The 21718-nt window shown below is 43.5% G+C and carries 26 protein-coding genes and 1 other annotated feature; of the genes, 23 read left to right on the top strand and 3 right to left on the bottom strand.

Annotated features, from left to right (window positions below):
• Positions 1 to 58 precede the first annotated feature (58 nt).
• Positions 59 to 541: a type II secretion system protein gene (locus JOD03_RS07795; protein ID WP_204590287.1), complete on the bottom strand. Its 483-nt coding sequence runs from the start codon at positions 539 to 541 to the stop codon at positions 59 to 61.
• Positions 542 to 545: 4 nt separating this feature from the next.
• Positions 546 to 1028 (bottom strand): prepilin-type N-terminal cleavage/methylation domain-containing protein, encoded by a 483-nt coding sequence (locus tag JOD03_RS07790; RefSeq protein ID WP_204590286.1) that lies wholly within the window; start codon positions 1026 to 1028, stop codon positions 546 to 548.
• Between the two features lie 217 nt (positions 1029 to 1245).
• Between JOD03_RS07790 and JOD03_RS07785 the strand changes: the two genes are divergently transcribed.
• From JOD03_RS07785 to pheA, 23 genes are all read left to right on the top strand, one after another.
• Positions 1246 to 2667: a VanW family protein gene (locus JOD03_RS07785; protein ID WP_204590285.1), complete on the top strand. Its 1422-nt coding sequence runs from the start codon at positions 1246 to 1248 to the stop codon at positions 2665 to 2667.
• 18 nt (positions 2668 to 2685) lie between these two features.
• A complete protein-coding gene (locus tag JOD03_RS07780; protein WP_204590284.1) occupies positions 2686 to 4350 on the top strand; it encodes a GspE/PulE family protein in 1665 nt (554 codons plus the stop codon).
• Between the two features lie 14 nt (positions 4351 to 4364).
• Positions 4365 to 5405 (top strand): type IV pilus twitching motility protein PilT, encoded by a 1041-nt coding sequence (locus tag JOD03_RS07775; protein ID WP_204590295.1) that lies wholly within the window; start codon positions 4365 to 4367, stop codon positions 5403 to 5405.
• Complete coding sequence (locus tag JOD03_RS07770) at positions 5405 to 6610, top strand: type II secretion system F family protein (RefSeq protein ID WP_204590283.1); 1206 nt, start codon at positions 5405 to 5407, stop codon at positions 6608 to 6610. The genes JOD03_RS07775 and JOD03_RS07770 overlap by 1 nt, the downstream gene beginning before the upstream one ends.
• A 35-nt stretch (positions 6611 to 6645) precedes the next feature.
• Positions 6646 to 7167 carry a prepilin-type N-terminal cleavage/methylation domain-containing protein gene (locus tag JOD03_RS13850; protein WP_338032451.1) on the top strand — a complete coding sequence of 174 codons (522 nt, stop codon included), beginning with the start codon at positions 6646 to 6648 and terminating at the stop codon, positions 7165 to 7167.
• Between the two features lie 95 nt (positions 7168 to 7262).
• Positions 7263 to 8255: a type IV pilus biogenesis protein PilM gene (pilM, locus tag JOD03_RS07760; protein ID WP_204590282.1), complete on the top strand. Its 993-nt coding sequence runs from the start codon at positions 7263 to 7265 to the stop codon at positions 8253 to 8255.
• Entirely contained in the window at positions 8239 to 8835 is a 597-nt protein-coding gene (locus JOD03_RS07755; RefSeq protein ID WP_204590281.1) for a PilN domain-containing protein, read from the top strand. The genes pilM and JOD03_RS07755 overlap by 17 nt, the downstream gene beginning before the upstream one ends.
• A complete protein-coding gene (locus JOD03_RS07750; protein WP_204590280.1) occupies positions 8832 to 9572 on the top strand; it encodes a hypothetical protein in 741 nt (246 codons plus the stop codon). The genes JOD03_RS07755 and JOD03_RS07750 overlap by 4 nt, the downstream gene beginning before the upstream one ends.
• Before the next feature lie 19 nt (positions 9573 to 9591).
• Positions 9592 to 9987, top strand: a complete 396-nt coding sequence (locus JOD03_RS07745; protein WP_204590279.1) for a GGDEF domain-containing protein — start codon at positions 9592 to 9594, stop codon at positions 9985 to 9987.
• Complete coding sequence (locus tag JOD03_RS07740) at positions 9984 to 10736, top strand: prepilin peptidase (protein ID WP_204590278.1); 753 nt, start codon at positions 9984 to 9986, stop codon at positions 10734 to 10736. The genes JOD03_RS07745 and JOD03_RS07740 overlap by 4 nt, the downstream gene beginning before the upstream one ends.
• A 709-nt stretch (positions 10737 to 11445) precedes the next feature.
• A complete protein-coding gene (radC, locus tag JOD03_RS07735; RefSeq protein ID WP_204590277.1) occupies positions 11446 to 12147 on the top strand; it encodes a RadC family protein in 702 nt (233 codons plus the stop codon).
• An 81-nt stretch (positions 12148 to 12228) separates the two neighbouring features.
• The gene (locus tag JOD03_RS07730) at positions 12229 to 13248 is read left to right on the top strand and encodes a rod shape-determining protein MreB (RefSeq protein WP_204590276.1); all 1020 of its coding nucleotides are present in this window, start codon (positions 12229 to 12231) and stop codon (positions 13246 to 13248) included.
• A 12-nt stretch (positions 13249 to 13260) separates the two neighbouring features.
• Positions 13261 to 14160 carry a rod shape-determining protein MreC gene (gene mreC, locus JOD03_RS07725; protein WP_204590275.1) on the top strand — a complete coding sequence of 300 codons (900 nt, stop codon included), beginning with the start codon at positions 13261 to 13263 and terminating at the stop codon, positions 14158 to 14160.
• Complete coding sequence (gene mreD, locus JOD03_RS07720) at positions 14157 to 14681, top strand: rod shape-determining protein MreD (RefSeq protein WP_204590274.1); 525 nt, start codon at positions 14157 to 14159, stop codon at positions 14679 to 14681. The genes mreC and mreD overlap by 4 nt, the downstream gene beginning before the upstream one ends.
• Before the next feature lie 17 nt (positions 14682 to 14698).
• Entirely contained in the window at positions 14699 to 15370 is a 672-nt protein-coding gene (gene minC / locus JOD03_RS07715; RefSeq protein WP_204590273.1) for a septum site-determining protein MinC, read from the top strand.
• A gap of 1 nt (position 15371) precedes the next feature.
• A complete protein-coding gene (gene minD, locus JOD03_RS07710; RefSeq protein ID WP_204590272.1) occupies positions 15372 to 16172 on the top strand; it encodes a septum site-determining protein MinD in 801 nt (266 codons plus the stop codon).
• Between the two features lie 270 nt (positions 16173 to 16442).
• Positions 16443 to 16520, top strand: a sequence feature (ribosomal protein L21 leader region).
• Between the two features lie 14 nt (positions 16521 to 16534).
• Entirely contained in the window at positions 16535 to 16843 is a 309-nt protein-coding gene (gene rplU / locus JOD03_RS07705) for a 50S ribosomal protein L21 (RefSeq protein ID WP_204590271.1), read from the top strand.
• Positions 16844 to 16845: 2 nt separating this feature from the next.
• Positions 16846 to 17178 (top strand): ribosomal-processing cysteine protease Prp, encoded by a 333-nt coding sequence (locus JOD03_RS07700; protein WP_204590270.1) that lies wholly within the window; start codon positions 16846 to 16848, stop codon positions 17176 to 17178.
• A gap of 16 nt (positions 17179 to 17194) precedes the next feature.
• A complete protein-coding gene (rpmA, locus tag JOD03_RS07695) occupies positions 17195 to 17485 on the top strand; it encodes a 50S ribosomal protein L27 (RefSeq protein WP_094944214.1) in 291 nt (96 codons plus the stop codon).
• Between the two features lie 56 nt (positions 17486 to 17541).
• Complete coding sequence (locus JOD03_RS07690; protein WP_204590269.1) at positions 17542 to 18126, top strand: Spo0B domain-containing protein; 585 nt, start codon at positions 17542 to 17544, stop codon at positions 18124 to 18126.
• A 16-nt stretch (positions 18127 to 18142) separates the two neighbouring features.
• The gene (gene obgE, locus JOD03_RS07685; RefSeq protein ID WP_204590268.1) at positions 18143 to 19432 is read left to right on the top strand and encodes a GTPase ObgE; all 1290 of its coding nucleotides are present in this window, start codon (positions 18143 to 18145) and stop codon (positions 19430 to 19432) included.
• A 67-nt stretch (positions 19433 to 19499) separates the two neighbouring features.
• Complete coding sequence (locus JOD03_RS07680; protein WP_204590267.1) at positions 19500 to 19955, top strand: ACT domain-containing protein; 456 nt, start codon at positions 19500 to 19502, stop codon at positions 19953 to 19955.
• Complete coding sequence (gene pheA, locus JOD03_RS07675) at positions 19955 to 20815, top strand: prephenate dehydratase (protein ID WP_204590266.1); 861 nt, start codon at positions 19955 to 19957, stop codon at positions 20813 to 20815. The genes JOD03_RS07680 and pheA overlap by 1 nt, the downstream gene beginning before the upstream one ends.
• Before the next feature lie 306 nt (positions 20816 to 21121).
• Here the strand turns inward: pheA and JOD03_RS07670 are convergent, their stop codons facing one another.
• Positions 21122 to 21649, bottom strand: coding sequence for a transcription repressor NadR (locus JOD03_RS07670; RefSeq protein ID WP_204590265.1), 528 nt, complete (start codon positions 21647 to 21649; stop codon positions 21122 to 21124).
• Between the last annotated feature and the right edge of the window lie 69 nt (positions 21650 to 21718).

Genomic DNA, 21718 nt, shown 5'->3' with positions numbered 1-21718 from the left:
TTTTACATAATGAGAAGTTTAGTCCAAAGACCTAAAAAAGCTAAGCGAAGTCGCTTAGCTAGTCAGTAGTTAATTTTGATAATGTTGTATTTAATACATAATAAGTTGATTTTCCATCCTTGAATTCAGCAGTTAAGCTCAAATGCACAGGCAAAAGAATTCTTCCCCCATTTGAATAACTTGCAATACTCAAAGTAGCTTCTTCTTGATTGATTATATTATTTTCAATAGTGGGCGAGACATTATAAAGTTGATAAGTGACTCCAGGGCGTTTTGGAATTCTAATTTCACCATCATCTTTAGAGTTAATCACTAATTGGCCAGCCTCAATTTTTAGATCTATAATTGTGCTTCTTGTATGAGTAGATTGTAATGTCGACAAAATCACATTCGCTTCCTGTTGTAAAGACTGTGTAGTAACGGCATAACTATTGGAATCAATCGTCTGGAAAAAAATTCTCCAAATCAGAATTGTAAGAAATCCTATAATTACAATAACCGCAAGTAACTCCACTAAAGTAATACCCTTTTGATTTTTCATCTTGTCATCCTCCGGTCACTGTAACTGGTAGATTATCAGATGTAAGGTAGCCATAATTTGTTGCACGGATAGATTCTTTTTCCACAACATAAATTGTTACTTCAAATAAGTCTAGTCCGTCAACTTCGTTATCATCCACTAGATAATAAATTTGATAACCACCAGATAAAGGTGTTGTCTCAGTAGCGACATAAAAGTCTTGAGTCGGTTTGTTGTTATCTGCAAATAACTTATTGAAAGTTTCATTGCTACTTACAAGGTTAAATTGTGGAGGTGGATTAGCTCCATCTATTTCCCAGCCTTTTGCTCTTACAAGCGCATCTTTCGCAACTGCTACCGAGTCGAGACTCTCCTCATTCACTTCATTCGTCCTAAACATATTCGGAAATACACTTAACGCAATGGATAACACAACAGCTAAAAGTACAACAGATGCTAAAACCTCTACTAATGTAAATCCTTTAGAATTCAGAAAATTTCTAAACACCTCTTGCACCCCCCTATGGTACCCTTTATACTTTCATCATAACAGAGGATTAAAAAGAATGAAACAAAGGAAATATATGTCGTAAAGATTTCATAAATAAGGTAAATAGTTGTATTCAAAGTTACAAGTATTACGTTACAATGAGATTAATGAGAGAATTCTATGATGTAAGGCCTATAGAGAGTAGTAGGTAAATCTAGCGGGGGAGTGAATCAATTTGAGGAAAGTAATTGCAGGTTTAATTAGTATTGGCCTACTCGCTTTACTTTTTTCTCCTTTTGTATTAGCGAATGAACATACACATACATTAGGTGGAAAAGTAGCCCCTTCAACAGATGAGGAAGAAGTGACGGCTTGGATTGCAACAGAGATTGATGTATGGAAAGCATCAGCGGTCGTGCAGTTAAATGCAACGAATCCTTCATTAGAAGTGACAGCAGATGATTTTGTTTTTGATATCGCGCAATCGGTTGACCAATTTGTTAGTAAAGCAAATGTACCATGGTATGCATTTTGGAAAAGCGATCAAGAAGTCCATCAACCACTTGTTGTAACAATCAGTGACCGCCTTACTTCTGCAATCGATGCAGATCCAGCGTTTGACAGAATTAAAACAACAGAAGACCTTCGCTTAAAAGCTAGTGTATTGAGTGATGAATCAATTCAACTAATTGCGAGTGACATTTCTATAGCAGACTTGGAACGCGTTGGGTTTGTAACAGTTCAAACGGGACTACCAGCTGCAGAACTAAATGCAGTAAACGAGCTGATACACAATAAAGTGATTCAACCCCAAGAAATTCTTTCATTAAATGAAACTTTAGTGCAAGGTGCTGCACCGATTTCAGAAGCAACGGCGAACTTTGTGGCGTCGATGTTTTATATAACTGTCCTTCAAACGGAATTTGATTTAGTTGAACGTCACTCACAAGGGGTCGTACCAGACTATTCGACTTTAGGATTAGAAGCAATGATCAACGCGAAGTTGAACCGTGATTTTAAATTCAAAAATACGTTTGATACACCAGTAACTATCCAAGCAACAAACTCGGGTGGTACATACTTACTTGAATTCCTAACACTAAATCCAGATTCTACTGCTAGTTTTGAAGTAGGATCTCGTGAAGAAATTGAACCGAAACGTGTGGAACGTCTGGTTGCAGATTTAAATTACGGTCAGTCTCGTCAAATCGAAACCGGTAGAAGCGGTTGGAGAGTCGTAACATACCGCACCGTTTCATCGAAGACAGGATCATTTGAAACACAAGAAATTATCGCTCGTGACTACTATCCACCAGTAAATACTTTAGTGGAAGTCAGTGCGAAAGAAGCACCACCAGCTCCAGAACCAACTGTCCCAACAACGGGGGATCCTGCTGATGGTTTAGGTACTGGAACAGGAATGACTGATGGAACTGGAACTGGCTCAGGTACTGGAACAGGAACGACTGGTGGTACGGGAACTGGCTCGGGTACTGAAACGGGTTCAGGTAACGGCACCGGCAGTGGTTCCGGATCAGGATCTGGTACAGGATCAGGAAATGGAACAGGCTCTGGCAATGATTCAACCAATGACCCTGCAGATGCTGATAACGATGGCACACCGGATTATGACAAAGGCGGAAATAAGGTTGATTAACGGAGGGAGGGATTCACGATGAAACCTGGGACGAAAAAACGGATTGGGGATATGCTGGTAGATGCGGGCATGATTACCCAGCAACAACTCGAATATGGTCTAGAAAACAAAGCGCCTTCTGAAAAACTTGGGGACTATTTCATTCGTGAGAACCTCATCACCGAACAGCAATTAAATGAAATGCTCGAGCGCCAACTAGGCATTCCAAATATCAACTTGACACAATACCCAATTGATCCAGAACTGACGTCACTTGTTCCAAAAGATATTGCAAAGCGACTGTTAGTTCTGCCAATTAAACGTGAACGCAATAAACTCTTACTTGCGATGGCCGATCCGATGGATTACTTCGCAGTAGAAGAAGTCCGAATGGCAACAGGTCTTCAAGTCGAACCGGCGATTGCAGCGAAATACGATTTACTGCGCATGCTGACAAAGTTCTATGATTTGAAAGAAACGATGGATATGTCCTTGCAAGATATCATTCCAACGAGTTTAGAAGACGAGAATCAAATCACGGATCTCGACTCACCAATCGTCAACTTAGTGAATCAACTCATTAGTAATGCCGTCACGCAACGTGCATCGGATATTCACTTTGATCCACAAGAAACAGACTTCCGCGTCCGGTACCGGATTGACGGAGTACTGCATCTAGAGCGAGCGTTACCTAAATACATTCAAAACGTCATTTTGGCGCGTATCAAGATCTTGGCGAACTTAAACATTACCGAGCACCGGATCCCGCAAGATGGACGAATCAAACAAAACATCAATATGAAGCCAGTCGATATTCGCGTATCGACACTCCCAACGATTTATGGCGAAAAAGTCGTAATGCGGGTACTCGATTTAACGAATGCTATCAACGATATTTCCAAACTTGGCTTCAGCGACACGAACTTAACGTCGTTCAAAAAAATGTTGAAACGTCCAAATGGAATTGTCCTCATCACAGGTCCTACGGGTTCTGGTAAATCTTCTACTCTGTATGCGGGTTTGAACCGCTTAAATGAAGATGAAGTAAACATCATCACAGTCGAAGATCCAGTCGAGTATCAGTTAGAAGGCATCAATCAGATTCAAGTAAAAGAAGAAGTGGGCCTCACGTTCGCAGCGGGGCTTCGCTCGATTCTTCGACAAGATCCAGACATCGTCATGATCGGGGAGATTCGTGACTTAGAGACCGCACAAATCGCGGTTCGAGCATCACTTACAGGTCACTTAGTTTTAAGCACCCTGCACACGAACTCTGCAGTTGAATCGGTCTCACGTCTTCGCGATATGGGAATTGAGCAATTCTTAATTGCCTCTTCACTAGTTGGAGTGATCTCGCAGCGTCTTGTACGTCGTGTATGCCGAGATTGCGCAGTGAAAGAGCCTGCAACGAGTCGTGAAAAAGAGTTGTTCCAAGAAAACGGCCTCGAAATTGACGAAATTTCACGTGGTGTTGGGTGTCCGGCTTGTAACAACACAGGTTACCGCGGGCGACTCGCAGTCCATGAAGTATTAGAAGTCGATGACGAAGTACGCACGATGATTGTTGACGGCAGAAGTCAACGTGACATCATGCGTTATATGAAACAAGCAAATATGAAATCCCTTCTGCAGGACGGGATGGAAAAAGTAGCTCAAGGCGTGACAACGACAGAAGAAGTATTCCGCGTTGCCAAACTTGACTAGAGGAGGTAACCCCGCTGAGTTACTCAATACTCGATTTACTCAATCGCAGCTATGAAGAAAAGATTTCGGATTTGCATATCACAGTGGGTGTTCCCCCAATGTTCCGGAAGAACGGGAAGTTGATTCCTGGTGGAGAAGTTGTTTTGACGGAAGAAATGACCAAGCAAATGGTCAATGAATTGTTGCCAGCGGATAAGCAAGAAGAGTTCGCGGAAAAAGGCGAGACGGATTTCGGGTTTGCTCTCGGCGAAAAATGTCGTTTTCGTATCAATGCTTACCACCAGCAAAAGCGTATGGCACTAGCTGCCCGCCAAATCTCAAACTCTATTCCAACTTTACAACAGCTCAACATGCCAAAGGTATTATATGACTTAGCAGAACGTCCGCAGGGGTTGATTTTAGTGACAGGTCCTACGGGCTCAGGAAAATCGACGACACTTGCAGCGATGATTGATCATATTAATCGTACGATGTCGCGACACATTTTGACACTTGAAGACCCAATTGAGTATGTACATCCACACAACCAGTCAATTGTGAATCAGCGTGAAATCGGTGCTGACTCCATGACATTCGCTAATGCATTGCGGGCAGCACTACGTCAAGATCCAGACGTCATCCTAGTCGGTGAGATGCGGGACTTGGAAACGATATCTACAGCGATCACAGCTGCTGAAACTGGTCACTTAGTGATGGGGACATTACACACAAGTTCCGCACCAACGACAATCGACCGGATCATTGACGTGTTTCCACCGTTTCAACAAGGTCAGATCCGTATTCAACTTGGAAACGTGTTACAAGGAATTGTCTCTCAACGATTATTCGTGAATGCAACCGGAAATGGGCGGGTAGCGGCTACAGAAATTTTGATTTCTACACCAGCCGTCTCGAACTTGATTCGAAATGAAAAAGTGCACCAGATTCAAAACGTCATGCAAACGAGTCGCGCACTAGGCATGCACACGCTTGAAGCAAATATTCAAGAACTGATTACAAAAGGCTCGATCAAGTACGAAGACGCAAAGCCATACCTACCGGCAGGTGATTACTAATGGTTGTATTTCGTTATAACGGCCGCTCCATAGAAGGAGCCATTAAAAAAGGCACGATTGACGCAGTATCAAAAGCGCAAGCGATTCAAAAACTTCGTGAAATGAAAATCAACCCGCGTGAAGTGGAAGAGTCCAAATCGATTTTGCATAAAGAATTATCGTTTGGAGCAAAAGTAAAAAACCAGGATTTCGTCATCTATGTGCGCCAGTTCGCGACACTTATTCGCGCAGGTGTCTCTATAGTAGAATCGACGAGAATCTTAGCCGATCAAACGAAATCAAAGCCACTAAAAAAAGCTCTAAATAGCGTGGAAGAAGACGTCCGTACAGGTCTTACATTCTCCGACGCAGCAGCTAAATACCCTAACGTATTTCCTGGTGTTTTCGTCAACATGATTCGAGCAGGGGAAGCGACAGGAAACTTGGATAACTCGCTTGACCGCTTGGCAATGTCACTTGAAAAGCAATTTGCGATTAAGAAAAAAGTGCAGTCAACGATGACGTATCCGGTAATTTTACTTATCCTAACTTTTGGTGTTGCTGGTTTTTTAATGTTAACAGTAGTACCTCAATTCGTTGATATGTTTGATGATATGGGGGCTGAACTGCCTACCATTACGAAAGTCGTGATGGCAATGAGTGAATTTTTGCAAACGAGTTGGTATATCATCATCATCGCAATTGTTTTGGTAGTAACAATTTTCATGTATTTATTTAAAAACAACAATAAATTCAATTTTGGCGTCTATTACGCCATTATGCGTATGCCTGTATTCGGTCAACTTGTTCAGAAATCATCGATTGCGCGTGTTACAAGAACTTTATCATCACTCTTTAGTTCTTCTGTTCCGATTCTTCAAGCTTTAACAATTGTAGAGAAGGTTTCTGGAAATCCAGTCATCGGAAAAGTGTTGAATGAAGCGAAACGGAGCCTTGAAAAAGGTAGCACATTAACAGCACCACTTCAAGAAAGTTGGATTTTCCCACCACTCGTTACCCAAATGACTTTGATTGGGGAACAAACAGGATCTCTAGATTATATGTTAGAAAAAGTTGCAACATTTTATGAAGAAGAAGTAGACCGCACAGTTGATACTTTAAAGTCATTAATTGAACCACTCATGATATTGTTTTTAGCTTTTATTGTCGGTGGAATTGTTATGGCAATTATGATTCCAATGTTTAGTTTATATGAACAAATGTGATGAAATTATTCCATTTAAGGAGGTGAGAAAACGGAATGAATGAAAAATCGTACTTAGAACAAAAAAATGAAACGACAGGAGAGAACTCATTTATGAAAAAATTATTAAAAAAACGTTTAAATCAAAAAGGTTTAACACTAATTGAATTACTAGCTGTAATCGTTATCCTAGCAATAGTAGCTGCAATTGCTATCCCGGCAATTGGAAATGTTATTGAAAATTCAAGATATGATGCCGTCAAAGCAGATGCAGCGAATGTTATGAATGCGGCAAACTTATATTTTACACAAAATTCTGGTGCAGCTTCTGTTGATGTAGCTACTCTTAAGAGTAATGGTTTTTTACAATCTGAAGGTAAAGTTACAGATGGAACTGTTACTAAAGTCACAACTGGTAATACTTTGGAAACAGCGGCATTACCTTTTAGCGGGTCTAAGACTATTGAATTCAATGCTGCGACTATGGCAGGAATTAATCATACAAACATTAAAGGTTCTGAGGTAGTTACTGGTGTAACTGTTACTGGTGGAACAGCTGCATTAAATACTGGTGGTTGATCTAATACCAACCTTATTTGAAGCCGGAGCAATCCGGCTTGACATAAGCTTGGTAGTGCGACAAGTAGAAAGAGATGGACGAGAGGGGTCATGGGATGTTTCGAAAACGCGGAAGTCGACAAATCGTGTCGATGGATCTTCACGAGACAGTGTTACGTGCGCTAGTTCGGCCACGTGAGGATGGGGACGACTGGTTGCTGTACGAAGCGGCTGTGCCTCCTGGGTATGTAGAAGATGATCATATTAAAGATGAAATTGGCTATTTTAATTGGATGAAAGAACAAGTCTCTTCTTGGGGCATCAAGCGCGATCAAGTGCGTTATTTCGTTCCGGACAGTGCAGTCATGATGAAAGCAATCGAGCATCCAGAAGACGTGGAGACTGAAGGTTTAAAAGGGTATGTACAGATGGAGCTTGGGCGTTCGATTCAACTACCGTTCGAGAACCCGTTACTGGACGTGTATGACCCAACTCCAGGTGACCAAAAAGCTACATTATTTGCTGCTCCTGCTGAAGAAGTCATGCGCTTTGCGAATATCTTGGATGACGCGGGACTTGATCCTGTCATTGCAGATCTTCGTGCGTTGTCTGCTATTCGTTATTTTACAAAGCGCGATTATTTTAAAACAGATAAATCGTATCTACTTGTGGAATGGTTGATGACAGGCGTTGTCGTCACAATCTACCGCGATGGGGAAGTCGAATTCTTGCGTTATCAGCCTTTTGAGAAAGAAAACGGCGTGTATCGTTCCTATGCTGAAGGAGACGACATTAAATTCCGTCTAGATGGGGATGTTGAAGCGTATCGCTATCAACTCGCAGAACAAGTGACTGAACTTGAGCGTATGATGACCTTCTACCGTTTCTCGATTCATAAAGGGGACATTGCGGTAGAAGAAATCGTATCGTTTGGCGAGTCACCAGAACTTGATTACATCGACGGCTTACTTCGGGAAAACTTATCTTTCCCGCAAGTGACAACTGTACGAGATGAAGATGTGCGCAAGTTTTATAATGGATTCGGATCGAGTGACGTGTCACTCATCGGTCTCGCGTTAAAGGGGGATGTCCATGAATCCGGAAATTAATTTACTTCCCGTCTTTGAAAAGCGTAAACCGGAGAGTTATTTAGGCCTTATTTTATTTATCGTTGTGCTCGGTGCGCTAATCGTATTTCTAGCCATCTATTTAATGGGAATCAAACAAGAAGCGGCAGACCTGCAAGCGCAAGAACAAATTCTTGTCGCGGAGCGGACTGCTTTGCAAGAACAAGTATCGACTGGAGAAGAAGTGCCTGAAATCAGCTATGCAGATGCGGTGCTATTTGTAGAGCTGAATTCATACCCGGTATCTCCTTTATACGAAGAAATTCAAAACCTTGCTGACGAGAATACATACGTTCGCAACTATAGCTTTAGCCCGGAAACAATCACATTAGCCGTTGATTTCGAGACAAAATCAGAAGTAGCATTTTTCGTTGAGAACCTAATGAAGAGCAATTATTTCGCAAATGTTCAAGTGGACAGTATTTTAGAATTTGAACCACTCAGCACAACAAATGAACAAGAAGGCATCGTGGAAGAGAACGAAGTTGCACCACGCTACACGGCTTCGATTCGTCTCACACCACTTCCTGAATATGTCGCGCAGGGGGTGACACAACCATGATGGATTCGATTCGTGAAAACAAACGAGCAGCGTTCCTACTTGGAGGGGCGCTCATCGCACTTATTTTAGCGGGCGTGTATTATCTGTATATCTTACCGCTACAAGGCGAAAATGACGCCAAGCGAAATGCCAACGCACTGATTCAAGCAGAGATTGCTGTATTGCAACAACAGACGGCTGAAGAAGAAGGCGAGCTTCCGCTTCAAGACGACCCGTACGAACTGATGAAAAAAGTACCGAACCAACTGGAAATCGATAAGATTATTCGAACAATCGAAGAAATCGAATTGATTACGGCCACAAATGTCGGGAGTGTCAGTTTCAATGGCTATGATTCAGAAGGCGTTACAGGATTCGTTGAAGAAGAAGAGGAAGAAGTCGTGAACGAAGAGCCGGAAGAGCAAGCAGAGACTCCGGAAACGGATGATGAGACGCCAGAGCCTGGAGATTCTTCAACAGAAGCACGTGAAGAAGCCGCTGAAGGAGAAACACCAGTATCGACGATCTCCGTTGCAGATCTACCTCTAGAACTGCGCATGATCACGATGACGATTGATGTCACTGCCGAGACAGAAGAGCAACTCGTTGCTATAATGAAAGAAATTGAAAACTTAGAGCGTGTGTATCGTATTGATGCTCTCGACACAGGTCTTCCTGGAGAAGAGCAAATTGCAACGGAAGCTGAGGAACAAATCAGTGCCTCACTGACGATTACAACATTCTATTATATTCAATAACCTGCCAGGGGTGGTTGCGATGGAAGCCGGACAACTAACTGTTTACATTGTTGTCTATCTTCTGCCTGCAGCCACTCTTTTTGTGTTGTCTATGCTAATTTTAGGATTCTCAAGTTTCGGAAGCATATTTCCGGCTCCTCACTTTTCAGCGCGCCTAGGCGGAGATGAATTTGTAGTGTTGCTCGAGGGCATCACACGAAAGTCACAGCTCGATGAATCGGTTGGATTTATTAAATCGCAAGGCAAAAACTTTACTGTTCAGCTAGGAGAACAACATGTCCCTGTCGAATTTAGTGTAGGAGGAGCTTACCGCGAAAATGGCGACACGATAGACGAGTTGTTGATGCGTGCTGATGAACAGATGTACAAAGAAAAATACAAAGATCGTCCCCACGAAAGGAATTCATTCAATTGACTGCAGTTGTCACAGGTTTATTTTTTATTTATGGTTTAGTGTTTGGAAGTTTTTATAACGTGGTTGGACTTCGTGTACCGAACGGGGAATCGATTGTCCATCCGCCGTCGCATTGTCCGAAATGTTCACGCAGGTTGACGGTGTTAGACCTAGTTCCCGTGTTTTCGTATATTTTCCTCCGCGGGAAATGTCGAGGATGCGGTTCGAAGATTAGTTTTGTCTACCCACTGATGGAACTTATAACAGGTGTGTTATTTGCGTTAGCATTTTGGCATTTCGGCTGGTCACTTGAGCTTGCTGTAGCACTTGTGTTTTATTCACTTCTTGTCGTATTAACAGTTTCGGATCTAGCATATATGTTGATTCCAGATAAGTTTTTATTGTTCTTCGGAATCCCGCTCATTGTTTTGCGCATTTTCGAACCGCTTGACCCATGGTGGGATAGCTATCTCGGTGCTGCCGTCGGTTTTACGTTACTGCTATTAATTGCAATCGTATCTCGCGGTGGAATGGGTGGCGGCGATATTAAATTGTTCCTAGTCATAGGAATTGTGCTCGGAACTATCCAGTCGCTCGTCGTTCTCGGACTCGCGTCAGTCATCGGCTTAATTTTTGGTATCATCTCCTTACGCCTTGCCAAAAAGGGCCGCAAAACGCCAATTCCATTTGGCCCTTCCATCGCCATTGCTGCAGTCATCGTCCAGCTCTACGGACAACAACTAATCGACTGGTATGTAAATTTGTTTTAATAGTAATCCTTACATCCAGAATATCATTTCCTGGGAGAGTGTCACTGAGCCTCCTCACGTCGACTTCGTCTCGTTGCGGGGTCTCAGTAAAACTCTGATGGCCCGGGAAATGACATCCTGGCTTCCGGGCTTTGAACTGCAACAAGTTTAATAAATCATCTATCACAGAAGAGAGAGTTGCCAACAGTGATTTTGGCACTCTTTTTTTATTTCTATAATTAAGCACAGTAATATATACCAAGGACAATATGAAGTTGAGTGGAGTGGAGGGGCTCACGCCGCGCCCACGGAAAGCAGCCCCGCAGCGGAACTCAACGTTTTACTTCGCGTTCTACACATCTAAATGGAATCAGTTCCCAAAAAGTACCTGTCACCGACACAATTCCAGCAATCAAAACAACTGGCTGTCCTGCGCACATCGAGGTTCTTGTGGATAACCTTGAGAATAGCACCGATCAAAATTTTATTTTGACGCATGCAGAGGCCGCAAAACTTCAAAGTGACGAAATGCAAAAGTTGCAAAATGTGCTCGCCACATTTAAAGACAAATCGGTAAGTCCTCTGTTCACCTTGGATTTGGTCCTCACGAAACAAGCCTGTGTTGCGATTGAGCTCAATTGAACCATTTCACACAACTCTATTTTTAAAATTGTCTATCGTTTTTCACCAATTTATTTAGCCGGTACACTAGCTCGAAAGGGGGAATACGATGACTAAAGTACTGGCAGAAACTTTCGAATTAATCCGCGATGTGAACCAAGATGACAGGCCGCGTGAGCGATTGATGCAGCAAGGGGCGCAAAGCCTTTCAAATCAAGAACTGCTTGCTATCCTATTGCGGACGGGAACAAAAGAACAATCGGTGCTGTCACTCTCAAACGAAATCTTAAAATATTTTGAACGAATTCATTACCTGAAAAACGCAACAATTGAAGAATTGACACAGATCAAAGGAGTTGGCCCCGTGAAAGCCGTGCAATTATTAGCAGCTGTAGAATTTGGTAGACGCTTGTCAGTACAAGACGTGCAAGACCGCGTGACAGTGCGCTCTCCAAAAGATGCTGCTGATTATATCAAACATGACCTCCATCACTTGATGCAGGAACATTTCATCATTTTATTTCTGAACGTCAAAAACCAAATCATCCATAAACAAACAATCTTTATCGGCGGACTGAGTGCATCCATTGTTCACCCAAGGGAAGTGTTCCGTGAAGCTATTAAGAAATCCTGCGCATCCATTATTGCGGTTCACAATCATCCAAGTGGCAATCCAACACCTTCTCCAGAAGACATCGCTGTGACAAAACGCCTACGGGATGCTGGGCAGATCATGGGTATCGAGTTGCTCGATCATTTGATCATCGGGGACCATCAGTTCATAAGTCTCAAAGAAAAGGGGTACATGTGAGGCTGTATTATTTTCCATCTATCGTCTATAATGAACTTTATGACGTCACGTATGTGACAGCGATAGAAAGGAAGTTGGACCGTGTTTGGATTTGGAGCAAAAGATATTGGAATTGATTTAGGAACAGCAAATACACTTGTATTTATGAAGGGGAAGGGTATCGTCCTTCGTGAGCCTTCTGTAGTAGCTAAGAACACACAAACAAATGACATCGTAGCAGTTGGAGTCAACGCGCGTAATATGATTGGCCGTACACCAGGGTCAATCGTCGCAATTCGTCCAATGAAAGACGGTGTTATTGCTGACTTTGAAACAACTTCACGTATGATTGAAGACTTTATGAAAAAAGGCTTAAAAGCGGCAGGTTCTTCATGGAGCAAGCCAAATGTAATGATTTGTGTGCCTTACGGAATTACTTCTGTAGAGCAACGCGCAGTCATCGACGCAGCAAAACAAGCAGGTGCACGTGACGCTGTGACAATTGAAGAACCTTTTGCAGCAGCAATTGGTGCAAATCTACCGGTTTGGGAACCAACTGGATCAATGGTCGTCGATATTGGTGGAGGGACGACAGAAGTGGCTGTTATCTCTTTAGGAGGAATTGTAACAAGTGAATCGGTTCGCGTAGCGGGTGACGCTATGGATCAAGCAATCACAAGTTATATTCGTAAAATGTATAATTTGACGATTGGTGAACGTACTTCTGAAGCCATCAAAATGGAAATTGGTTCAGCACTAGTCATCGGTGATGAAGAAAAGATGGAAATTCGTGGTCGTGATTTGGTCACAGGTCTTCCAAAAACAATCGAAATCACTTCAAAAGAAATTGCAGATGCACTGCGTGAGTCAATTACAACAATCATTGACGGTGTGAAACGTACACTTGAAAAAACTCCTCCTGAATTGTCTGCGGATATTATGGAACGCGGCATTATGTTAACAGGTGGCGGAGCACTTTTGAAGAACTTGGATAAAGTGATCAGCGACGAAACAAACATGCCTGTATTCATTGCTGAAGATCCACTTGATTGTGTAGCTGTCGGAACTGGCATGGCACTCGATCATTTAAATGATATTCGTAAACAACAACCACGTAGATAAGGAGACGTTACCATGCCATCACTATTTTCCGCTAAACGGCTGATTGCATTATTGGTGGGCATGATCGTTCTTGTGGTGTTAATCAGTTTTTCACTTCGTGATCGCGGCAACGCAAATATCGCGGAGTCATTGATAAAGGATGTCGTTGGTTTTGGTCAATCACTCGTTGCCAAACCAACGCATTTTGTCGTTGAACGTTATAAAAACATTGAAGATTTTCTCCATACATATGAAGAAAATGAGCGTTTGAAGGCACGCATCCAAGATTATGCCTCTGTTCAAGCCGAAGTCCAGCAACTCCAGCAAGAAAACGCGGAGTTAAAAGAGCTAGTCGGTGTGGAAGAGGACTTGAGCGATTATGAACCGATTCGCGCAACGGTTATCGCACGAAATCCCGATCAATGGGATGAGAAAATCATCTTAGATCGCGGAGCTGTCCATGGCGTCGAAGCCAACATGGCGGTCATGACAGCACAAGGTCTGATTGGAAAGGTCACACTTGTTACCAATCGCACCGCGACAGTTGAACTCGTCACTACACAAAATCCTAACAATCGTATTTCTGCTTTTGTAGCAGAAGACGAAACAATTTTTGGTTTGATTGAAGGCTATGATGAAGAACGCAGAGAATTGATTCTGCGCCGCTTAGACACGAACGCAAATGTTGTGGAAGGTCAGAAAATCACGACATCCGGACTAGGAGGCATTTTCCCGAAAGGTATTTATATCGGAGAGGTGACTGAAGTCACGTCGGACGATCACGGACTGACGAAACTAGCGTATGTGAAGCCTGCAGACGATCTCTTGACGCTTAACCAAGTGATTATTGCTTCTCGCGCAATGCCTATGGTGTCAGGTGTAGACGGGCAAGTACAGGAAGAAGAAGTGGTCGAAGGAGAGGACAGCGAATGATTCGTGCTCTTGTCATCTTCGTCGCCATTTTTCTTTTTTACATGGAACCGATTTTCGGTCTATTGTCTCCTGTTAGCATAGGGCCTGAGTTTTACATTTTAGTTCCGCGCTTTCTGATTATTTACCTAGTGTTCGTAGCGATTTATTACAATCGCAAGCGTGCCATGTTGCTCGGTGTGATTTTTGGTCTCTTGTATGATGTGTTTTTCATTGATATTATTGGACTGTATAGCTTTATTTATCCGATTTTAATTTTCATCAGTGTATGGGTCATGCGATATGTGCATCTGAATATTTTCACGCTATCGTTCCTGTTGCTGTTGTTGCTTGCCGGACTAGAGTCTCTACTTTTCGTGTTCAACACGATTATCGGTTCGAGTGGTTTAGTATTTGATGAGTTTTTAAGATTGCGCCTCGTTCCGACGATGCTTGCAAACCTAGTATTTGTTGCCGCCACTGGCTGGTTTTTCAAATGGCTACTCGTCCAGCGTTATGAACAAAAATATCACGTAAACACATGATAGATGGGGTGAAGTGTTTGTCCAAACAACAAGGAATCACCATCCGAGGAACAAAAGATGGTCTTGTCATGCGGCTCGATGACCAGATGGGGTACCAAGAGCTTCTTGACGAACTCACAGTAAAACTAGCTGAAGAGGCGTTTGATGGTCAGGCGGAGATGACGATTCAACTCGGACATCGTTTTTTAACCGATGAGCAAAAGAAAGACGTCATTCAGTTGATCGAAAAAAGCAAAAAAATACGTATCACCAAAGTGCAAAGTGAAGTCATGACGGTTGAAGAATGCAATCAACGTCTGGTTGAAAAGCAATCGGAGACCTATGTCGGCATTGTGCGTTCCGGCCAAATCGTTCGCGCGGAGGGAGACCTCGTCGTAATTGGGGACATCAACCCGAATGGACGTGTCATTGCTGGAGGAAACATCTATGTTCTCGGAAGACTCAAGGGCATTGCTCATGCAGGCGTAAATGGTAACCGAGCAGCAGTTATCGCAGCAAGCTGGCTAGAGGCGACGCATTTGCAGATTGACGATGTACTTGAAACGATGACAGACGAGCTTACAGTCTTGTCTGAGCATCCGGAAATGGAATGTGCGTATTTACATACAACAGGGAAGTTGGTTATCGACCGACTCCAAGAATTAAGACGGATTCGTCCGGACATCTCGACGTTTAAAGGAGGAAGCTAATGTGGGACAAGCGATCGTAATTACTTCAGGTAAAGGGGGCGTTGGTAAAACAACATCGACGGCCAACCTGGGAACTGCATTGGCTTTACAAGGCAAGAAAGTGTGTCTTGTAGATACAGATATCGGTCTTCGCAATTTAGATGTAGTCCTCGGACTTGAAAACCGCATCATCTATGATTTAGTGGACGTAGTCGAAGGGCGCTGTAAGGTGCACCAAGCACTCGTCAAAGATAAACGCTTCGACGACAAGCTATTTTTGCTACCGGCTGCTCAAACAGCGGACAAGCATGCGGTGTCTCCGGAGCAAATGAAAGAATTAATTGCTGAATTAAAGCAAGACTATGACTACATTTTGATTGACTGCCCAGCTGGAATCGAGCAAGGCTACAAAAATGCAGTCGCAGGTGCTGATCAAGCAATCGTTGTTACCACTCCTGAAATCTCAGCTGTGCGCGACGCGGACCGTATTATCGGTCTACTTGAGCAAGAACCAAACTTAGAGCCACCCAAACTGATCATCAACCGCATTCGCCAACATCTGATGGATAAAGGTGAAGCGCTGGATGTCAATGAAATCACTACACATCTGTCTATCGATTTACTCGGAATCGTGGCAGACGACGAGCGCGTAATCAGTTCATCGAACAAAGGTGAACCGATCGTGATGGACCCGACTCAAAAGGCATCACAAGGGTACCGTAACATTGCCCGCCGCATTTTAGGTGAGTCAGTGCCATTGATGTCGATGAACGACTCTAAAGGCGGCGTCTTCTCGAAACTCAAATCGATTTTCGGAAAATAATAAAACCCCTGGGGTTGTCTCAAATCACTAGTTAACTTAGTGAAGGACAACCCCAGGGGTTATTTCATTTAATAAGTAAGATTATGTGAAGCCAATTTATTTTGCCACGTACTGTCTTTTTGCTATATATACAAACATAAAATTGATGGAATTGAACTTCTTTCCGCCCATCATCTGGATTGTGCTTGGAATTGAAAATTATAAGGCGAACAAGTCTTGACTCTCACCCTGTAATTATGCTATTCTATTTGATGTTAGTCTTTGTAGCACCTGTGGCTGCAACCGCTCTGAGAAGGTACAAGAATTCCCTCGGGAATCACCTGATGGCAGGCGAGTCTAAGTATATGAGGAGGTGCAGGAATATGTACGCAATTATTGAAACTGGTGGTAAACAAATCAAAGTTGAGGCTGGTCAAGAGATCTACATCGAGAAATTGAATGTAGACGCTGATGAGACTGTAACATTTGATAAAGTTTTATTCGTTGGTGGGAACGATGTGAAAGTTGGAGCTCCATTCGTGGAAGGCGCAACTGTAACAGCGAAAGCCGTGAAGAATGGTAAAGCTAAGAAAATTACTGTCTTCAAATACAAAGCGAAGAAAAACTACCGTAAAAAGCAAGGTCACCGTCAACCGTACACGAAATTAGTAGTTGACGCAATCAACCTATAATCATGATTCGTGTTGAGTTCAACCGAACGGATGCAGGGAAGATTCAGTCATTTTCGATGTCCGGCCACGCTGAATTCGATGACTCAGGTAAAGATCTTGTCTGTGCAGGAGCTTCGGCTGTTGCATTTGGCGCTGTGAATTCTCTTTTTGAGAACGCTCAGATCGAACCGATCATTGACTTAGGACAGGACGGAGGCTATTTAGCCGTCGAGCTTCCTCTACTAGAGGATGAGATGACGATGTTGAAAGTTGAAATCATACTCGAAACACTTCGTACATCACTCGAAACGATAGAAAAAGATTATGGTCAGTATATAAAAATATCCTATAACTAAACAGGTGGTGAGACACATGTTAAGATTAGATCTTCAGTTTTTCGCATCGAAAAAGGGAGTAGGTTCGACTAAAAACGGTCGTGACTCTCAATCTAAACGCCTTGGCGCAAAACGCGCTGATGGTCAATTCGTATCTGGTGGTTCAATCCTTTACCGTCAACGCGGTACAAAGATTCACCCAGGTGAAAACGTAGGCCGTGGTGGTGACGATACACTTTTCGCTAAAGTTGATGGAGTAGTTCGTTTCGAGCGCTTCGGACGCGACAAGAAAAAAGTGAGCGTATACCCAACAGCTCAAGAAGCATAAGCTTATCTGTTTTAAGGACTGCACTTGCAGTCCTTTTTATTTTGCTGACTGTGCACATGGAGTGGAATTTATGTGCGTATGAAGGGTATAATAAAGACACCTTAGCTGTGGAGTGGATGAATGTGAAAGAACAATTGGAATTGAATGAAGTATTGCGCGCAGTCAATCACGATACATTAAATCGGCTCCAGGTGATGCAGATGAATCTTGACCTTGGCCGTACGGAAGAGGTCCGTCGGCTGATTGAAGAGTATTCACTCCGTTGCCAATATTTCTTTCGACTAAACAATGCGGGTTTTATGCAAACGAACAATTGGTTAGAGACGATTCATATGTATCATCCGGAGCTGAAAGCGACCTATGAAGTCGCAGGGACCGAGAAAGCGACACCAGCGCAGGATATGGAATTAGTAGAGATGTTCCAAGTATTCGTCCTACAAATGAAACAGCGGTTTACCGGGTATCACGATCAGCTCATGCATGTGCTATTTTGCATGGATGCACCACTTGAAATTCATATTCAATTTGTGGGGAGCTGGACGGACCTTCAAGGAATCTCGTGTGAACGAGATGCAGAATTTACAACAGAAGTACTGGAATATACAAAAACCTCTCTGAAACTAAAGCTAGTGGCTAGATGAGGACAGGAGTGAGAACATGTTTGTCGATCACGTAAAGATTTATATTAAAGGTGGAGACGGCGGAGACGGTATGGTTGCCTTTCGTCGTGAAAAGTATGTACCAAACGGGGGACCTGCTGGTGGAGACGGTGGACGCGGAGGAAATGTAATTTTTGAAGTCGAAGAAGGCTTACGTACATTAATGGATTTCCGTTTCAAACGTCACTTTAAAGCAGACCGTGGGGAACACGGAGCAACAAAAGGTATGCACGGGCGCGGAGCAGACGATATGATCGTCAAAGTTCCACCGGGTACAGTCATCATCAATGAAGAAACTGGCGATATCCTTGCTGACTTAGTCGAGCATGGCCAGCAAAAAACAATTGCCAAAGGCGGACGCGGTGGACGTGGAAACATTCGTTTTGCGACACCACAAAATCCAGCTCCTGAGCTTTCTGAAAAAGGGGAACCAGGGCAAGAGTTGAACGTTATCTTAGAATTAAAAGTATTAGCAGACGTAGGACTCGTCGGCTTCCCAAGCGTTGGAAAATCAACACTATTGTCTGTAGTGTCTGCAGCGAAACCAAAAATCGGTGCTTACCACTTCACAACGATTGTACCGAATCTTGGTATGGTCGATATGGAAAACAACAAGAGCTTCGTCATGGCCGATCTTCCTGGTCTGATCGAAGGGGCATCTGAAGGTGTCGGTCTTGGTCACCAGTTCCTTAAGCACATTGAACGTACACGTGTTATCGTGCACGTCATCGATATGTCCGGAATGGAAGGACGCGATCCATACGAAGACTATTTAACAATCAATGAAGAATTGAAAAACTACAATCTTCGTCTGACAGAACGCCAACAAATTATTGTAGCAAATAAGATGGATATGCCAGACGCAGAAGAAAATCTGCAAGAGTTCAAACAAAAAATTGGCGAAGACGTGAAAATCTTCCCAATCTCTGCAGTATCTCGTCAAGGATTGCAACCACTATTGTATGCCATCTCAGAAACGCTAGAAACAGCGCCTGAGTACCCATTACATGAAGTGGTGGAAGAAGCATCTGACAAGTCTGTTCTTTACAAGCACGAAGCGTCTCGTGATGCATTCGTGATCACACGCGATGATGACGGTGCATTCGTCTTATCTGGTGGTACTGTAGAGCGCGTCTTCAAGATGACTGACTTCTCTCGTGAAGAGTCGATCCGTCGTTTTGCACGTCAATTGCGCGGTATGGGAATTGATGATGCTCTTCGTGAGCGCGGTGCAAAAGATGGCGATACTGTCCGTCTACTTGAATTTGAATTTGAATTTATTGAATAGCACAACTGAAAGCACCCAATTCGGGTGCTTTCCCTACATATAGAGTGAAAAGAAAGGCGGAGTCAATGTGAAGGATGTAACCAATCAGCATTTTTATTTAGTGCGCGAAGATGTATTGACAGAAGCGATGCAGAAAACGTTAGAAGCGAAGGCCCTTCTGCAAACAGGAAAAGTGAATTCAATCTGGGACGCGGTGAAAGAAGTGGATTTGTCGAGAAGTGCATTCTACAAATACCGAGATGCCGTCTTTCCATTCCATTCGATCGTCCAAGAACGCATCCTTACGGTATTCTTGCAATTAGAAGACCGTGAAGGGACGCTGGCACGTCTTTTGCAACTAGTCGCAGATAGCCAGTGTAACGTATTGACGATTCACCAAACGATTCCGATCCAGGGTCGCGCGAGTGTAACACTATCCCTCGACGTGACAGCCATGAGCAAAGACATCAATGAGTTTCTCGCTGAAATGAAGCGACTTGATTTCGTGGAAGCAGCGGACGTCATTAGTTCGGGGGCATTCTAATGACAGGAATTGCTTATCTTGGACCGGAAGCATCGTTTACGCATCTTGCAGCGAAATCCATTTATCCAGCAGATTCACTCGTTCCGATGCGCACGATTCCTGAATGCATTGAGGCAGTGTCTCAGCAAAAAGCTAATCTTGCTGTCGTTCCTGTTGAAAATGCACTAGAGGGAACAGTGCCGCTTACGATTGATTATTTGTTCCATGAAGCGGACGTCTACATACAAGCAGAAATTTTAGCGCCTATTGCCCAGCATCTGATGGTGCACCCGGATCACGTGAAGCACTGGGACCGCGTTGAGACGATTTATTCGCATCCTCATGCGCTAGCACAGTGCCACAAGTATTTGTCGTATCGGTTATCGAATGTGCCAACTGAACAGTACTCGTCCACAGCAGCAGCAGCGAAGCTTTGCGCAGAACATCCTGAACTCGCAATTGCTGCGATTGCCAATGAGACAGCTGCGCATGAATACGGGCTCGTAATCGTCGAACGTGACATCCACGATTTTCATTTCAATCACACGCGCTTTTTGGTGCTTGGCTCTAAGAACGATCGGTTGGAACGACCAACAAAAAAAGAGCAGATCAAAACAACATGGATGCTAAAGCTCCCGCAAGACGACCGTCCTGGAATTTTGCATCAAGTGTTGTCCGTCTTTGCATGGCGCCGATTGAACTTGAGTAAAATCGAATCGCGTCCGCTGAAGACAGGTCTCGGCCATTACTTTTTCATTGTCGATATTCTTGAAGAAGAGGACCATATCATGATGAAGGGGGCAGCGGAAGAATTGACGTTCCTTGGCTGCACGGTCAAAACACTCGGATCCTATTATACGTACGAGACAGAAAGTGAATAAGCTTTTCTCAACCCAGCCATGTGCTGGGTTTTTCAATTGGTGCCTGTCACTATTTGGGAGTGACTTCCATTTGGTGACAGGCACCGGATTGGTCGGCTCCACATCTTAATGAAATCGAGTTCCGAACGCCAGAAACACACTCCGGAATCAGCCGCACCCGCAAAGGCTGAAGACCGCCTTCACGGGCACGTCTGCTTTCCTCGGAGTTTCTAGAGTGGCGTTCTTCACATCTAAACAAATAATAATATTATGGAAACTAATTTCACCTCAAAACAAAAACCAGCCCGAAAGCTGGTCTGCAACACTTTAATTCTCAATCAGATACCCTTTTATTCGTAAGGCATCCTTAGCTGCATCGATTTTCTCCTGGCTGTCTGCAGACAACCAGTGCAAGTGCGTCCCATCCGTCATCTCTAACAGCAGAGTGGCATTGTTTTCTTTGATCTGCGTCATAAAGGTCGTGATCTCGTTCCGGTTTGATACCTGAACCTGTGCAGAGATTTCCCCGTAAACCGGATGCTCGATGGTCACATCATCCACTGTGACACCACAATCAACAATGGTTTGTAACTCATCCATTGTATTTTCGGGTAAGTGGAAACACACGACGCGTTCGCGTACCTTTCCCTCACCAGGTGATTCACTAAAGAGGATGTACCCTTGACTGGTCGCTAAAATTGGGTGGCCTGCTACTTTTAGAAGATTGATGTCATTTACAATGACTTGCCGACTGACGTTTGCTTCTTCCGCGAGTGCAGCACCTTTAACTGCGATTCCATGCTCCTCAAGCTTTTGTAAAATCCATTCTCTTCTTTGTTCTCCCTTTTTCCGCATGTAAATTCCCCCGCATCCAGCTATTTGCTCATAGTTTACCACGGCCATCCTTTTTTTTCATGTCACAAT

It is taken from the genome of Chryseomicrobium aureum (assembly GCF_016909155.1).
In the GTDB taxonomy this organism is placed as follows: domain Bacteria; phylum Bacillota; class Bacilli; order Bacillales_A; family Planococcaceae; genus Chryseomicrobium; species Chryseomicrobium aureum.
The sequence above is the reverse complement of the archived record's forward strand: the minus strand, read 5'-3'. Positions and strand labels throughout refer to the sequence as shown.

What these genes read in the sequence shown, in the direction of transcription:
- JOD03_RS07795 (WP_204590287.1), bottom strand. Translation starts at nt 541, where the DNA reads ATGAAAAATCAAAAGGGTATTACTTTAGTGGAGTTACTTGCGGTTATT.
- JOD03_RS07780 (WP_204590284.1), top strand. Translation starts at nt 2,686, where the DNA reads ATGAAACCTGGGACGAAAAAACGGATTGGGGATATGCTGGTAGATGCG.
- JOD03_RS07770 (WP_204590283.1), top strand. Translation starts at nt 5,405, where the DNA reads ATGGTTGTATTTCGTTATAACGGCCGCTCCATAGAAGGAGCCATTAAA.
- JOD03_RS13850 (WP_338032451.1), top strand. Translation starts at nt 6,646, where the DNA reads ATGAATGAAAAATCGTACTTAGAACAAAAAAATGAAACGACAGGAGAG.
- pilM (WP_204590282.1), top strand. Translation starts at nt 7,263, where the DNA reads ATGTTTCGAAAACGCGGAAGTCGACAAATCGTGTCGATGGATCTTCAC.
- JOD03_RS07755 (WP_204590281.1), top strand. Translation starts at nt 8,239, where the DNA reads ATGAATCCGGAAATTAATTTACTTCCCGTCTTTGAAAAGCGTAAACCG.
- JOD03_RS07750 (WP_204590280.1), top strand. Translation starts at nt 8,832, where the DNA reads ATGATGGATTCGATTCGTGAAAACAAACGAGCAGCGTTCCTACTTGGA.
- JOD03_RS07745 (WP_204590279.1), top strand. Translation starts at nt 9,592, where the DNA reads ATGGAAGCCGGACAACTAACTGTTTACATTGTTGTCTATCTTCTGCCT.
- radC (WP_204590277.1), top strand. Translation starts at nt 11,446, where the DNA reads ATGACTAAAGTACTGGCAGAAACTTTCGAATTAATCCGCGATGTGAAC.
- mreC (WP_204590275.1), top strand. Translation starts at nt 13,261, where the DNA reads ATGCCATCACTATTTTCCGCTAAACGGCTGATTGCATTATTGGTGGGC.
- mreD (WP_204590274.1), top strand. Translation starts at nt 14,157, where the DNA reads ATGATTCGTGCTCTTGTCATCTTCGTCGCCATTTTTCTTTTTTACATG.
- rplU (WP_204590271.1), top strand. Translation starts at nt 16,535, where the DNA reads ATGTACGCAATTATTGAAACTGGTGGTAAACAAATCAAAGTTGAGGCT.
- JOD03_RS07700 (WP_204590270.1), top strand. Translation starts at nt 16,846, where the DNA reads ATGATTCGTGTTGAGTTCAACCGAACGGATGCAGGGAAGATTCAGTCA.
- rpmA (WP_094944214.1), top strand. Translation starts at nt 17,195, where the DNA reads ATGTTAAGATTAGATCTTCAGTTTTTCGCATCGAAAAAGGGAGTAGGT.
- JOD03_RS07690 (WP_204590269.1), top strand. Translation starts at nt 17,542, where the DNA reads ATGGAGTGGAATTTATGTGCGTATGAAGGGTATAATAAAGACACCTTA.
- obgE (WP_204590268.1), top strand. Translation starts at nt 18,143, where the DNA reads ATGTTTGTCGATCACGTAAAGATTTATATTAAAGGTGGAGACGGCGGA.
- pheA (WP_204590266.1), top strand. Translation starts at nt 19,955, where the DNA reads ATGACAGGAATTGCTTATCTTGGACCGGAAGCATCGTTTACGCATCTT.
- JOD03_RS07670 (WP_204590265.1), bottom strand. Translation starts at nt 21,649, where the DNA reads ATGCGGAAAAAGGGAGAACAAAGAAGAGAATGGATTTTACAAAAGCTT.